Genomic DNA, 14,710 nt, shown 5'->3' with positions numbered 1-14,710 from the left:
TGCAGCGAACGTTCTAAATCTTCTTCACTTCTTACTTCTGACTTCTTACTTCTGACTTCTTCTGGAGCTTCTTCTAACACTATATGAGCATTTGTGCCACTCATTCCAAATGAACTCACCCCTGCCACTCTTTTATCCCCTGATGATAGCCAAGGTGTGAGTTGAGTAGGTACTTTTAAAGGTATATTCTCCCAATCAATATAGGGGTTAGGATTAGTAAAATGCAGATTAGGGGCAATTTTTTGGTGTTGCAGTTGCAAAACCACCTTAATAATACCTGCTATTCCAGATGCAGCTTCTAGGTGACCGATATTAGTTTTAACTGAAGCGATATTCAATGGATTTTCCCCATCGCGTCCCTGCCCAAACACACTAGCTAAGGCTCTCACTTCCATAGGATCTCCTAGAGAAGTTCCTGTACCATGAGCTTCCACATAACTCACTTGTAACGGTTCTACTTTGGCTGCTTTGAGAGCTTGCTGAATCAGTTTTTCCTGAGCTAGTTTATTCGGTACTGTCAGTCCGCTACTCGGCCCATCGTGGTTAACAGCCGAACCGCGAATTACTGCCCAGATATTGTCCCCATCTTTCACCGCATCCGACAAACGCTTTAGTACCACAATGCCACATCCCTCTCCCCTACCAAAACCATCAGCAGCAGCATCAAAAGTTTTACACTTGCCATCAGGTGATAGAGCCTTTAATCTTGATAGTCCAGTTGTGATTTGAGGAGAGAGAATTAGTTGGACTCCTCCAGCTAAAGCCAGATTGGATTCACCCTGACGCAGACTCTGGCAAGCTTCATGTAAAGCTACCAGAGACGATGAACAAGCTGTATCTATTGCCATTGATGGGCCTTGCAATCCTAAAAAGTAAGATAACCTACCTGATGCAAAACAAAACCCATTTCCTGTAGTATCGTAAGCCCCAATATTTTCGACTTGTCTCAAACCCAAATTAGCATAATCATTTTGACCTATACCGATAAACACTCCTGTCTGAGTGTTTTCTAATTCCTGGGGATTAATACCTGCTCTTTCTAAAGCTTCCCAAGTTACTTCCAAAATAAAACGTTGCTGTGGATCAAGGCTATGTGCTTCTCGGCCAGAGATACTAAAAAATTGTGGATCGAACCTATCTACCTGCTCAACTAATGCTGCATGACGGATATACATTTTCCCCAGAGTATCAGGGTTGGGATCGTAGTAAGAATCTATATCCCAACGTTCTAGTGGAATCTCCCTAACAGAGTCTTTACCATTGGATAACAAGTCCCAGAAGCTTTCTGGTGTGTTGGCATTTCCAGGAAATCGACAACCTATGCCAATGATGGCGATCGCTTCACTTCTTGAACGCTCCATCATCTCCAACTTAGTTTCTGCTTGCTTTAAAGCCAAAAACATCTGTTTAGATAATGATAGTTGATCTTTTTCAGTACTCGGTTCCATAACTTTTTAGCCTTTACCTAATTTTTTTGTTTTAAATAATTTCTATATTGTTGTAAAAATTACATTAAATAATATATATCTTTTTCACTATTAGATATATCATAGTATATTTTTCAGTTTTTCCAGTTGTTGAGCTGCTAGTGCTTCAAAATCTTCTTCTGAAATATCTTCGAGAACTGGCAATATATTTCCATCTATTTCTGATACATCAGTTTGGATCAGGCTATCAGAGAATGCGCCATTTTCTGTTGTCTTCCATCCCATTAATTCCTCTATATATAAGGACAATTTCGTAATCGTTGGATATTCCATAGCTATTGTCTCAGGTAAGTTAGTTCCTAGTTGATTTTGTAGTCGATTTTTTAATTCCACCGTCATTAAAGAATCCATTCCCATTTCCGTAAAGCCTACATTGACTTCCGGTAATTGAGATGAACTTAAACCTAGTACCTGAGCTACTTGCCCTCGAATGTGTTCAGTTAACATTTCTTGACGTTTTTCATTTGAGGCCTGCTCTAATTTTGCTAAAAATTCGGCTTTGACTTTCTGTTTCCTTGCATCTTGTTCTTCAGCACTTTCTACGTCTGTTGCCTCTGAATCTAGTGAAATTTCCTCCAGAAGTGACCGTTTACCTCCTAGTTCATAGAGTTCTTTAAATAACCTCCAATTTATATCTGCTACTACTGTCTGAGAACTATTGCTTACTAACACCTTCTCCAAAGCAGCTATGGCTTTTTCTGATTCCAGTGGTTTCACCCCTGTTTGATTTAACCAATTCATGGCCTCTCCCGTTGCCATACCTCCTCCTGACCAAGGCCCCCAATTTATGCTATAACTTGGTGTTCCCAGAGAGCGGCGATAATAAGTTAATCCATCCAGAAAATGGTTGGCTGCTGCATAGTGAGCTTGACCTTTTGAACCCCATACTGATGCAATGGAGGAGAAATTCACGAAAAAGTCTAGCTCTAGCTTCTGAGTTAGTTGATGTAGCAACCATCCTCCTACTACTTTGGGACGCAGTACGGCTTCGAGTTGAGAAAGTTCTAAATCATGAAGCAGTTGAGCTTCTCCTGTAATTCCTGCTGCATGAATTATGCCTTTGAGTGTTGGCATTGATGTCTGAATTTGTTCCAGAATTTTGCCTATGTCTGCTTCAACAGAAACATCCCCTAACAACACTCTCACTTGGCATCCTGTTTTTTCTAATTGTTTTATAGACTCACTCACTTTTTCTCTTGGAGGCCGACGTCCAGTTAAAACAATATTTTTTGCTCCTTTTTCCACCAACCATTGGGCAGTATGTAATCCTAAAGCTCCTAACCCTCCTGTGATTAGGTAACTACCTGATGATAAGGATAGGGGTTGAGAAAATTCTGGAGTATCTTTATTAACTAGACGAGCTACATAGGTCTTTTCTCCCCGTAAGGCTAGATGATCTTCTTGTTTTTGGTTAGCTAATAATTGCCATAACATTTCTGTCTCGTCTGCTGCTAGAGCTTGTGGGTCTAGATCTATTAGTCCTCCCCATAATTGGGGATGTTCTAGGGACATGACTCGACCTAATCCCCACAAAGGCGATGCTGCTAATCCGGCCATCTTATTTTCTGTTTTAGATAATACTGACTGAGAGCCACGGGTTACTAGCCATAGTTGGGGAGTGCTGTTGTTTTTGAGTAAAGTCTGCAACAGATGTATCACACTGCCACATCCCCATAATTGGGTTTCTTCTAAAGTTTTAAGAGTTAAATCTTTTGATTCTGGAGCATCTAAACTCCACAAATGAATTAACTTTGACAGGGGAGTTTCACTACTTTCTTGAACTTCTTGATACAGTTTTTCAAATTCTTCGGGAATATCAGGATTGACTTGATATTTTCCTGCTGCTAGTTTTTGATAGCTCTCTCCTCTATAAACTAAGCTGTATTTATGACCCTGTTGTTGTAATTTTTGTGCTAATTTTTCTGCTACTCCTGTGGTATCGGCAAAAATCAACCAATGACTTAATTGAGTGCTTGTTGTTGCGTATTTTTGAGCTAAAGGTTTCCACTGAACTTCATAGAACCAATTTTTTATAGTTACTGCTGCTAATTGTTCCTGATGTTGTTTAGCTAATACATTTATTATTTCTGGTAAAAGTTTAAGCTGTTCTGGTGAAAAATTTAGCGCTTTTTCTAGTTGTTGAGTGAGAGCTTCTGTTTTTCCTTGAGTGAGTAGTTTGACAATTGGTGTCTGACTTATCTTTTCTAACTTTTGATGTTCATTCTGTTTGTTTTCTGTTTTTTCTACCCAGTAACGTTGTCGTTGGAATGGATATGTTGGTAATGCTACTTTCTGGCGAGTATAATCAGAGTCAAACTCTGACCAATTCACTGTTATTCCTTTAACGTACAACTTTCCTAAGCTCAATAACATTTGCTGCCATTCTTCTACTCCTGGACGTAATGACGGCAACCATACTCCCACATCTTCTGGTAGACATTGACGTCCCATCCCTAACAATATTGGTTTCGGTCCCACTTCCAAGAAAAGTTGATTTCCTTGCTCGTGTAACGTTTTTATGCTTTGATGAAACTGTACTGGTTTTCTGATATGATTTACCCAATATTCGGCCTTAGTTACTTCATTTCCTGCTTTTTTACCAGTTACATTTGACACCAGTGGTATTTTTGGCTGATTATAGATTACTTCCTCTGCTACTGCTTCAAACTCGGCCAACATTGGCTCCATCATCGGAGAATGAAAAGCATGGGACACCTGTAATTTTTTGGTCTTAACTCCCATTACTTCTAACTTGCTACAAATGGTTGCGATCGCTTCTCTTTCTCCAGAAATCACGATACTTTCTGGTCCATTAATCGCTGCTATTGTCACCCTTGAACTATATTCTCCTATGGCCTCTGCTACCAGAGATTCTGATGCCATTACAGATACCATCTCTCCACCGGAGGGTAACTTTTGCATCAACCGTCCCCGTATGGCGATTAATTTCAGGCCATCCTCTAAACTGAATACTCCTGCGATGCAAGCAGCCACATATTCTCCTACACTGTGACCCATTACCACACTAGGCTTTATTCCCCATGATTCCCATAACTTTCCTAGAGCATATTCTATGGCAAATAGAGCAGGCTGAGTATAAGCTGTTTGGTCTATTAAAGAGGTACTTGACTTTTGCGCATCTTTAGGATATATAACTTCTAACAGAGGAATTTCTAGATATTTTTTCAGAATTTCATTGCACTGGTCTATAATTTTATGAAATGTGGGTTGAGTTTCATATAACTGTCGTCCCATATCTATATACTGAGACCCCTGACCTGTGAATAGAAAAGCAATATCCTTTTCCTGATTTTGTGCTTTTCCTCTTATTACAACTCTGTTTGTCTCATTATCCTCAAGAAAATCTGCTAATTTTTGCTCTAAATCACTGTTTGACTCTGCCACTATTGCCAGTCTTTCTGCAAAATGCGTCCGCCCTGTACTAGCACTGAAGCATATATCTTGTAGCGATGCTTCAGTTTTTGATTGTAAATAAGTTTGATATTTTTTTGCTAATTCCCTCACTGCTTTCTCTGTCTGCGCTGAGAGGGTGAAAATCTCTTGTGGACGCTCTATACTATCACTTTTAACTTTTGACTGTAAGATGTGCGTCTTACATTCTGAGGACACCTCGCCAATTAGCACTCGCTTTTGATTTTTGATTTCTTCTTCTAGGGGTTCTTCTAATACAATATGAGCATTAACGCCCCCGATACCAAAGGAACTTAAACCTGCACGTCTGGGGATCTCTTCTCCTGATTCATTTTTTAATCGTTTCCACTCTTGAGCTTCCTCTATTAGATAGAAAGGAGTATCTTTAAGACTAATGCGTGGATTTAATTCTTTGAAGTTGACAATTTGGGGCAGTTTTTTGTACTTCATCGCTAATAGGACTTTGATTAATCCAGCAATTCCTGCTGCTCCTTCTAAATGCCCTATATTACTTTTGACTGCTCCTATACCACAATAGGGTTTCTCTGTTTTTTCTACTCCATACTGCTGATACAGTTGTCTGTAGGCTCTTTTCAAAGCATTAATTTCTATCGGATCTCCCAATGGTGTGCCCGTTCCATGAGATTCTATATAAGATACTGTATTTGGAGAAATATTTGCCTTAGTATAGGCTGCACGAATTACTTGAGCTTGGGCGTATACATTAGGAGATGTTATAGTTCTCGCTTTACCTCCGTGATTAACTGCACTCCCTTTAATTACACCATAAATCTGATCGCCATCTTCTATTGCTTTTGTCAGAGGCTTTAATAAAACTACTCCTGCTCCTTCTCCCCTCACATAACCATCAGCGTCACTACTAAATGTTCTACATTGTCCTGTGGGAGACAACATCCCTAGTTGACTCATCTGGATATATGTTGTTGACGTGAATAACACGCTGATCCCACCTACCAAGGCCATTTCACATTCTAATTCTTTGAGGGACTTCAGTGCGTAATGAATAGCTACCAGTGAGCTTGAACAAGCTGTATCAATTGGAATGCTTGGGCCGTGCAGGTTGAAAAATGAAGATATGCGGTTGGGAATCATACAAGTCCAAGTTCCTGTTCCACTATGACCTTCTACATTGTCCTGATTTCGGTTCATCAATAGAATAGAGTCATAGTTGCACGCCCCCATAAAAACACCTACATTTTTTCCCGAAAGTTGAGATGGTGAGTAACCTGCATCTTCTATACAAGACCAGCTCAATTCCAACATTATTCTATGTTGTGGGTCTACTTTTCCTGCTTCTCTGGGAGAAATATTAAAAAGCTCTGCGTCGAACTCATCTATACCTTCTACTAATCCTCCCCACTTACTAATGGTCTTATTTGGTTGATTAGGAACAGGAGAATAATGCTTTTCTACTTCCCACCTTTGGGAAGGAATTTCACTGATGCTATTTACTCCTACCTCCATATTTTTCCAGAACTGATTATAGTCATCTGCTCCAGGAAATCTACAAGACATGCCAATAATAGCTGTTAGGTCGCTCTTTTTTTGTTCCTTCATAAAATCAACCAATACAAATATTCATCATTATTCTAGCTTTTAAGCCCTGATTCCTAATCTTTATCAACCTGACTTGGGTATGGAAAAATTAGCTTCAATTTATCCTGCTTCTTTATCTTGCTCTATTAGTCCCAGTCTCTCTAAAGGCATTGATTTTGAATCATTAATAATACTCAAAATATCCCAAGCTACCCTTGACCAACTATAATATAATTCGGCTAGCTCACGTCCTGTTCTTCCCATTTCTTCACTTTCTTTTGGTCTAGACAACAAGTAATCTATCTGCTCTGCAAACGCATCCGGATTTTCATAATCTGTGATTATGATACCATTTTTCCCTGGAATAATTACTTCAGGGTTCCCACCCCTAGCAGTGGTAATAGTGCATAGGCCAGTTGCCATGGCTTCGTAATGTACCCTAGCTAGAGGTTCTTCCCATTGAGATGCACATACAAATATATTACCTAATAAGAAATAATCTGCAACTTCAGATGGTGGAATAAAACCTGTCATCTGAACTGCTTGGCCTAACTTTTCTGCTTCTGCTTTAATTTCACGGACATAATCGTTTTCTTTGTTATTTCCGTACCATTTACTGCCTACTAAAAATAATACCGCAGATGGGTGTTTTTCTATTACTTTGGCGATCGCAGATATTAATAGATGAGGTCCTTTTTTATCTGTCAACCTGCCCACGCAAAGGACTACTTTTTTGCCCTCCAAACCATAAGTCGCTAGCATTGCTTCTCGTTTCTCTTTTGCACCTTCCGCCCACCTTGGCTGAAAGCGTTTGAGGTCTACTCCAGCATATACAGGTTGAAGTTTGTGTTTATATTCTGGAAATAATTTGGCAATACCATCAGCAATAAATTTGCTGACTGTCACTACTTTTTCTACTCGCTCCAGGCATTTAATTGCTTCTTGTGGCTCGATTTTTTTAGCATGGAACATTTCGTTGTGCATACTAAGTAGAAAGCGACTATTTGGGGCTGCTTTGGCAACCAAGGACACATATTTGGGACGATTGTAAATTACGATCCAATCAAAATTTTTCCCTTCTACAAATTTGCTTACTGCTTGATAGTATTCTTCTGAAGTGTTTGCTGCAGTACGCTCATAACGAATATTGTCTCTAATTTCTCTATCTGGTAAATCTGGGTCTGCTATGGAGAATACTGTGATTTCATGCTCTCGTTTTAGGTAAGGTAGAATACCGTCTATGTATGTCTGGATAGCTCCACCTCGGACATAAGGCACTGGTAACTTTTCTGTGCAGACTAATAGTATGTTCACGTGATCAACTTGAACTTATAGTTTCTCTTGAAGTATACGGGATTTTGATACACCTTGAATCAAATATATAAAAAAGTCAAAATTATTTACCCTTAGTTATAAGTATAAAAATATCAAGCCCTCACTCTACAAAGGAGGGCTTGATGGAATCGTCAATTATACTTAAACCGCAACTATATTCGTAAGATACGTTACTACTAACTTTAAAGCAAAATTAGTACATTGCGTAGGTGTTAATTTCTCTAGTCTAAGAGTCCCTTTTTATCCTTCTTTTTCTGTACTATGGCAATTACAGGCTGTGCATTTTCATCCACTTCACCTTGTTCTTTTAACTGTTCTATCATCGAGCGTATTCTTCTGAATATCTTGCCTTCGCCCCTCCGAAAGTCATAGATATCGTCTTTATCTGCACCAGTCATTTCTAAAATAATGGTGTTGGCTTGTTGTGTCATTTTTGTGTTTTCCTTAAATTTTTACTACTTAATTTAACTGTTGCTAGAGAAAATTTTCTCATTTTTGGATCTCGTGCCCTTTTCTCATCTTACTTAAATACTAGGATAATTAAGTTTAGGAGCTAAAATCACTAACTATTTAACCTAACATACATAACTTCGAGCATTATGCTCGAAGTCAAGCGAGAAATTATTTCATTAGTCAATCATAACTCAAGTTATGAAACTTTTAAAGGACACTTGCAACACTTACACTCACTATAACTATAGTAAGAAAATCTTCTTAGTCTAAAAGTCCTTTCTTACTTTTCTTTTTCTTGAGAATAACAATTATGGGCTGTATGTTATCTGAAACGTTGCCTGATTCTTTTAGTTGTTCAATTGTTTGGCCTATTTTTTTGAAGACTTTACCCTCACCTCTCCGCAAATCATCGATATCGTCACTCTTAGCCCCTCCAAACTCTAAAATAATGGTGTTTGCTTGTTGCTTCCCACTTTTTTCACTGGTATCGGATGACATTACCATTTTTTTGACCTCCTTAATGTTTACTAATTATGTTGCTAAGGGAAATTTTACCAAAAGCCTGCAATTATTTTTTGCTTGCATTTGTTATTGGTTGTGTATTACCTGAGTTAGTTTGATAAATTCTCTCTCAAACCTGCCCTTCATTAATAGAAGCATGAGGAGTATGATGTCAATTAATTTTTACTTTTAACATACTCCTCATAACTTACTAATAGCAGGACTAGACTATAACCTAAGCTTCCTGCTCCACATATGGAATATCTAGCAAATCAAGATTTTGCTTTAGTTCGACTTTTTTTTCCAAAGTCTCACTGATCGTGATGTAAAAAGTACATTGCACTTCAAACCTTGTATACATCAAAGCTAGTATTCAGGTTGATCCCCTTTGTCTAAGACTTATATGAAAGTGGTAAGTAAAACTTTCTTCCCTGTTAGTTGGGCTTTCTGCTCATCAGTATTAATATTTTAATTATTCAAACAATTTAATACCCATGTAGCCGTACCCACCCATCTTGGACATAGCCTTGCTGTAGTTTTTCGCGAAATCTTTAATCCAACCGTTTTTCTTCTTCCGGTTAGATCTTTCGTGACGCTCACGATATTCTTTGCTTGCCTTATCGTACATTTTAGCCATTTTGAATACAGCTTTTTCATAAGGCTTCAAAGCGCTTGACTGCTTTTTCTTTTTCTTTTTTCTTTTTTTGGCTGATTTACCATAGATAGTTGATGGACTACCGCCAAAATCTTCATCACTTTCCAGTACAGTAACGCTTTTTATCTCTTCTTTAGCCACTTTATTTCTCCTCTGAATATTTTCTACTAAACGATATGTGTAAGTAGATATTTATCTTTGGAACTTAGTAATTTGGGTTTTCTACCAATTGGCATTCATATTTTAATTATTCAAACAACTTAATACCCATTGTTCCCATTCCACTTCCACCCATCTTGGACATAGCCTTGCTATAATTTTTGGAGAAATCTTTAATCCAACCGTTTTTCTTCTTTCTGTTAGATTTTTCGTGACGTTCGCGATATTCTTTGCTTGCCTTGTCATTCATTTTCGCCATTTTGAATATACTTTTTTCTAAAGCAGACAAACCTTTTGATTGCTTTTTCTTTTTCTTTTTGTTACTTTTTGGGGACTTTCCATAGATAGTTTCTGGACTACCGCCAAAATCATCATCACTTTGAAGTATGGTAACGCTTTTTACTTCTTCTTTGGCCATTTTTTTGCTCCTTAGTATGTTTTCTACTCAAGTATATTGGTATTTAATATAATCATAGCAGATTATTCTCGAAAAGATTCTATCTTTATATAGAGTTACCAATATTAACTGGCCGTAAAGTAAGTGTTATAATTAAACAGTTTGCAGAGATACTGGACAACACAGAATTAACTCATTTAAGAGAGATTGATTGGACTTTTACCGAAAAATTGTGGGTATGCGCCTCCCTTTTTAAAGGGATAAAAAAAAGAGACTATTCCTGATTTCAATCCCAATGCTTTCCTAGGTCATGCTGCGCAAACACCTAGAGGTACTGATAACTAATAACTAATAACTGATAACTGATAACTGATAACTGATAACTGATAACTGATAACTGAAATGACCCCATATCTAGAGAAAGTTGATAGAGTTAATGTATACGAAGATACATAAATCTTTAACTAAATCAGGATTAAAGTTGTCCCAAAGTATTACTTAATTACTTAATATTTATATATCTATATAATTAGGTCAAAGTTAAAATTGCTATCAACCTATTTTTTAGTATCTCATGGTAGTCGTGACCCACGATCACTCCTAGAATTACAGACACTAGCTGGACTGTTGTCTAGACAAATAAATTTAACTGAAAATTTTACAAGTAATTGTATTCTCAAATATCCTTTGATTGGTACAGGAGTTTTAGAACTGGGGCTTAAATCTCTGGACGAACAAATTGAAGATTTTTGGGAATATGGGCGATCGCTCTACATTAATCAAGTTAAAATTATACCTTTATTTCTATTACCAGGAGTTCATGTCACAGAGGATATTCCAGCAGAAATAGAGGTATTCAGACACAAGGTTAAAGCAAGGGAAAAAAGTAACCCAAAATCTGAAATTAACTCAGAAACTTATAGCCAAACTAAAATCACTCTATGTCCCTATATTGGTTCCCATCCAGAAATGGTAGGTTTACTTGCACCTAAAGTAACTTCTGTGACTGCTGATGCTTGGGTACTTATTTCTCATGGTAGTCGTCGTCCTGGTGGCAATGACCCTGTGGAAAAAATAGCCCAGTCTCTGGAAAGCTGTTGTCAAGTTTTGGTTTGTACTGCTTATTGGTCTGTTTCTCCCGACCTGAAATCAAGGGTTGAAATATTAATAAGACAAGGATATCGAAAAATTGGGATTTTACCTTATTTTCTGTTTAATGGGGCTATTACTGATGCGATCGCTGATACAGTCAATCAATTTATTCAAATATACCCTGCTATTAAATTTTATCTGACCCCACCTCTTGGGGCAACTGATGAGTTAGCGAAATTAGTTTTGGACTTGATTAACCTCAGTGAAACTGAATAGAATGGAGCATAGAGTAGGAGGCAATTTGATAGATTTTTAAGAGAATCAAGAATAACATTTTTATGATAGCAGGGAACAGTGGGAAAAACATTTCTCCTGATTCGGGTCATCATCCCCATAAGTCCTAACTTACTTGTCTATATAGAACCCCTAAACGGATCTATTTAAAAACAGAGGAGGTGGTGGGGGGATGAGGGGATGGGGAGATGAGAGTATTTTTCTACTTGCTTGGTGCACTATTGGGCGGCGGGGGGTCGCATCCGCTTTTTCCCCTAAACTCCAGTACCTGAATTTCCACTGGCTCGCTCAGACTGAGGACTGCCACCAAAAGCAAATACAGCGTACAAAGATACCACTCAGGGGTTCTATATTATAGGTCTAAATTAATGAGCTTTGATAATATAGCAGTCAACAAGGTGCTTAGGATGAAAGGAGAAACATCGTGTTATACCAAGCGTGATAAATGTTTGTTACAAATGGTAGGGACGTTGCATAGTCCGTACGAAAGAAGGAAGAGGGAAGAAGGAAGAAGGAGTAAATATTGAAAAAAATGGAAAAACGATAGAGATAACTATCTAAAATTAACTGGAGCTGCTATTTTTAAGCATATCTGGTCAAGATCTACCTTTTTGTAACATTCTTTTTTTAAATTGGTATTAGCGGAGTCTAGTGGCAGCTATATCGCCTCTATGAGATGGTCTATAATTTTAGACTATTCTCTGTCCTAAACGCTCTGGCAGTTGCTATATAGAACCCCCGATCATATCTTTGCACGAGGTATGTACTTTTGGTAGAACTCCTCAGTCCTGGTGAAGTCAGGAAATTCAGAAATAGAATAGGGAAAAAAGGAAAAAAGGTAGAAAAATGCTCCCATCTCCCCTCCCCCCATTCCTATCTTTAAATAGAGGAGGAGATGGGGAGATGGGAGATAGGGAGATGGGGAGATGGGGAGATCAGAACATTTTTCTACCTGCTTGGTATGCTACCAGGTGCGCTATGGGACGGCGCGGGGTCTCATCCGCTTTTTCCCCTAAACTCCAGTTCCTGAATTTCCACTGGCTCGCTCAGACTGAGGACGCAAGCCAAAAGCACATACCGCGTGCAAAGTTCCCATTCAGGGGTTCTATAGAAGAACCATCTAAAAATCAACCTTTTGCAAATAACTACCCAGAAGTTTCAGTTACTTCTTCTGCTTCTCCTTCTCCGAACACTACTCGCAGTAATGGCGGTGCTAAGAATGTTGTAATAATAACCATGAGAATAATTGCTACATCCAAAGCAGGAGATAAAGCGCCACTAGCAGAACCAACTGAGGCAAAAACCAAACCAACTTCACCCCGTGGGACCATACCAACACCAACAGCTAAACGGTTAATGTTCTCTAAACCAAAGACACTAAAACCGCAGGCAACTTTACCCACAATAGCAACAACTATTAAGAAGATTGCAATAACTAAACCTTCACGGTTAGTAGGAATAGCTGGGTTGAGAACTCCAAGATTGGTTTTTGTCCCTACTGTGACGAAGAAAATGGGAACGACGACATCAGAAATAGGACGAATTAGTTCTTCTAATTCTCTACCTATTTCTGTTTGATCTAAGTTATCTAAAACTAATCCGGCGGCGAAAGCTCCCAATATTGCTTCCAAATGGATCGCTGTACCAATGTAGGACATAAATAAGGCGATCGTCAAAGCGGGAATAACTGCTCGTCCACGAGTTTTAAATTTTTCACCAAAGAAAACAAAGGTGTCATTAAAGAAACGACCAAGCAATATTGCACCTACCAAAAATACGCTGGCACTAACTATCAGATAGACAGCGTTGACTACATCGACTTCGCCAGTTTTGGCTAAACTTGCTACTACTGCCAGGATAATAATACCCAAAACATCATCTATAACAGCAGCACCCAAAATAATTTGACCTTCTTGGGTATTGAGACGGTTAATTTCTGCTAGTACCCTGGAAGTAATGCCAATACTGGTTGCTGTAAGAGCTGCTCCTGCAAAAATTGCTGGTACTGCGGAGACATGGAATATCATCATCATTCCTGCTGTACCAGCGACAAATGGTAATGTTACTCCCACAATTGCGACAATTAGGGACTGAATACCCACTTGCATTAAGTCTCTAATGTTGGACTCTAGGCCAATTTCAAATAACAAAATAATGACCCCTAGTTCGGATAGAACTTCGAGGACTTCACTTTGGACTTGAAATGTAGCTTCGGCAGCGTCAGGGGCTAAACCTGCTGTTGCTTCTAAAATACTGATAACTACTGATGTGGAACTATCTGCCCCACTTTCTGGAAAGACTACCAGGTTTAGGGCGGAAATACCGATAACTACACCTCCTACCAGTTCTCCTAATACTGGTGGAAAACCTAGCCAATTAAAAAATTCGCCCCCTGCTTTACTGGCTATATAAATTGCCACTAGACTCAAAAGCACTGCTGCAACTACCATTGCTGGTTCTACTTCTGTTTCTGTCGCTGTGGCTAGTATTGGTTGAAGTTTGCCTGATAAAGGAAATAGGAAAAATTCATTCAAAAAATTAAACCCTGCCATTGAACTAAACATTAAGTTTTTCTAAATCATCTTGACTTAATGTAACAGGACTTTAGACACAGAGGGCTAATCTTTGGTTATAAAAATATTTTTTGGTGAGTATATATAAAAGATATCGAATTTGAAGTTAGGCAGAGAAGATCAACAGGTTTATGTTTGAGTCTGTATCGATCTATCTAAAATGTATGGTAAATATTTATCTAATACCAATTAAAAAAAAGAATGCTACAAAAAAGTAGATCTTGATCGAATATGCTGAAAAATAGCTGCTCCAGTTTATTTTAGATAGTTATTTCTATCGTTTTTCCCTTTTTTTCAAATTTTTCCCCTTCTTCCTTCTTGCCTCTTCCTTCTTTCGTACGGACGTTGCATCAGGGCGTCCCTACCATTTGTAACAAACATTTATCAAATTGGTATAACCTGAAAAAATAATATTCGGAAAGTTTTGAAAAGTACCTTAAAAAGTTTTCTACCTGTATTTTGAGCAGGGGAGTAGGGGAGTGAGGAAGTAGGGTAGATTTTCAACCCGTATCTTGAGTAGGGGACCCACCTCTAACCCCTCCCAGGAGGCTATCCCTGATAAGGAACTCCTGAAACCCTTGTAGGAGGGTGGGGAAGAGGGGGAAGAGGGGGAAGAGGGGGAAGAGTGGGAAGAGGGGGAAGAGGGGGAAGAGGGGGGAGAGGGAGAAGAGGGAGAAGAGTAGGCGTAGAAAGAGGCGTGAGAGGGTGATGAACATGTAGAGATGAGTATTGCGAAAAGAGTTAAATAATGTACAGAAGAAGCACAATATAATAC

The 14,710-nt window shown here is 38.6% G+C and carries 10 protein-coding genes; 1 reads left to right on the top strand and 9 read right to left on the bottom strand.

Going from position 1 to position 14,710, the window contains the following annotated elements; all coding sequences use genetic code 11:
• The 7 genes from F6K15_RS27995 to F6K15_RS27965 form a co-directional block, all read right to left on the bottom strand.
• A partial coding sequence (locus F6K15_RS27995) for a type I polyketide synthase (RefSeq protein ID WP_293067347.1) occupies positions 1-1,448 on the bottom strand: 1,448 nt, incomplete at its 3' end.
• A gap of 99 nt (positions 1,449-1,547) precedes the next feature.
• Positions 1,548-6,497: a type I polyketide synthase gene (locus tag F6K15_RS27990; protein ID WP_293067344.1), complete on the bottom strand. Its 4,950-nt coding sequence runs from the start codon at positions 6,495-6,497 to the stop codon at positions 1,548-1,550.
• Between the two features lie 99 nt (positions 6,498-6,596).
• Entirely contained in the window at positions 6,597-7,790 is a 1,194-nt protein-coding gene (locus F6K15_RS27985) for a glycosyltransferase family 4 protein (protein ID WP_293067341.1), read from the bottom strand.
• A 242-nt stretch (positions 7,791-8,032) separates the two neighbouring features.
• On the bottom strand, positions 8,033-8,242 hold the full coding sequence (locus F6K15_RS27980; protein ID WP_293067338.1) for a hypothetical protein: 210 nt from the start codon (positions 8,240-8,242) through the stop codon (positions 8,033-8,035).
• A 283-nt stretch (positions 8,243-8,525) separates the two neighbouring features.
• Positions 8,526-8,768, bottom strand: coding sequence for a hypothetical protein (locus F6K15_RS27975; RefSeq protein ID WP_293067336.1), 243 nt, complete (start codon positions 8,766-8,768; stop codon positions 8,526-8,528).
• A gap of 469 nt (positions 8,769-9,237) precedes the next feature.
• Positions 9,238-9,561 (bottom strand): hypothetical protein, encoded by a 324-nt coding sequence (locus F6K15_RS27970; protein WP_293067334.1) that lies wholly within the window; start codon positions 9,559-9,561, stop codon positions 9,238-9,240.
• A gap of 106 nt (positions 9,562-9,667) precedes the next feature.
• Entirely contained in the window at positions 9,668-9,997 is a 330-nt protein-coding gene (locus F6K15_RS27965) for a hypothetical protein (RefSeq protein ID WP_293067331.1), read from the bottom strand.
• Between the two features lie 525 nt (positions 9,998-10,522).
• Between F6K15_RS27965 and F6K15_RS27960 the strand changes: the two genes are divergently transcribed.
• On the top strand, positions 10,523-11,344 hold the full coding sequence (locus F6K15_RS27960; RefSeq protein WP_293067328.1) for a sirohydrochlorin chelatase: 822 nt from the start codon (positions 10,523-10,525) through the stop codon (positions 11,342-11,344).
• 1,163 nt (positions 11,345-12,507) lie between these two features.
• Here the strand turns inward: F6K15_RS27960 and F6K15_RS27955 are convergent.
• Both F6K15_RS27955 and F6K15_RS27950 read right to left on the bottom strand, forming a co-directional pair.
• Positions 12,508-13,914 carry a cation:proton antiporter gene (locus F6K15_RS27955; RefSeq protein ID WP_293067325.1) on the bottom strand — a complete coding sequence of 469 codons (1,407 nt, stop codon included), beginning with the start codon at positions 13,912-13,914 and terminating at the stop codon, positions 12,508-12,510.
• 521 nt (positions 13,915-14,435) lie between these two features.
• On the bottom strand, positions 14,436-14,710 hold a 275-nt coding region (locus tag F6K15_RS27950; protein ID WP_293067322.1), incomplete at its 5' end, for a hypothetical protein.

Origin of the sequence: Okeania sp. SIO2B3, assembly GCF_010672525.1 — a bacterium.
Classification (GTDB): domain Bacteria; phylum Cyanobacteriota; class Cyanobacteriia; order Cyanobacteriales; family Microcoleaceae; genus Okeania.
The sequence above is the reverse complement of the archived record's forward strand: the minus strand, read 5'-3'. Positions and strand labels throughout refer to the sequence as shown.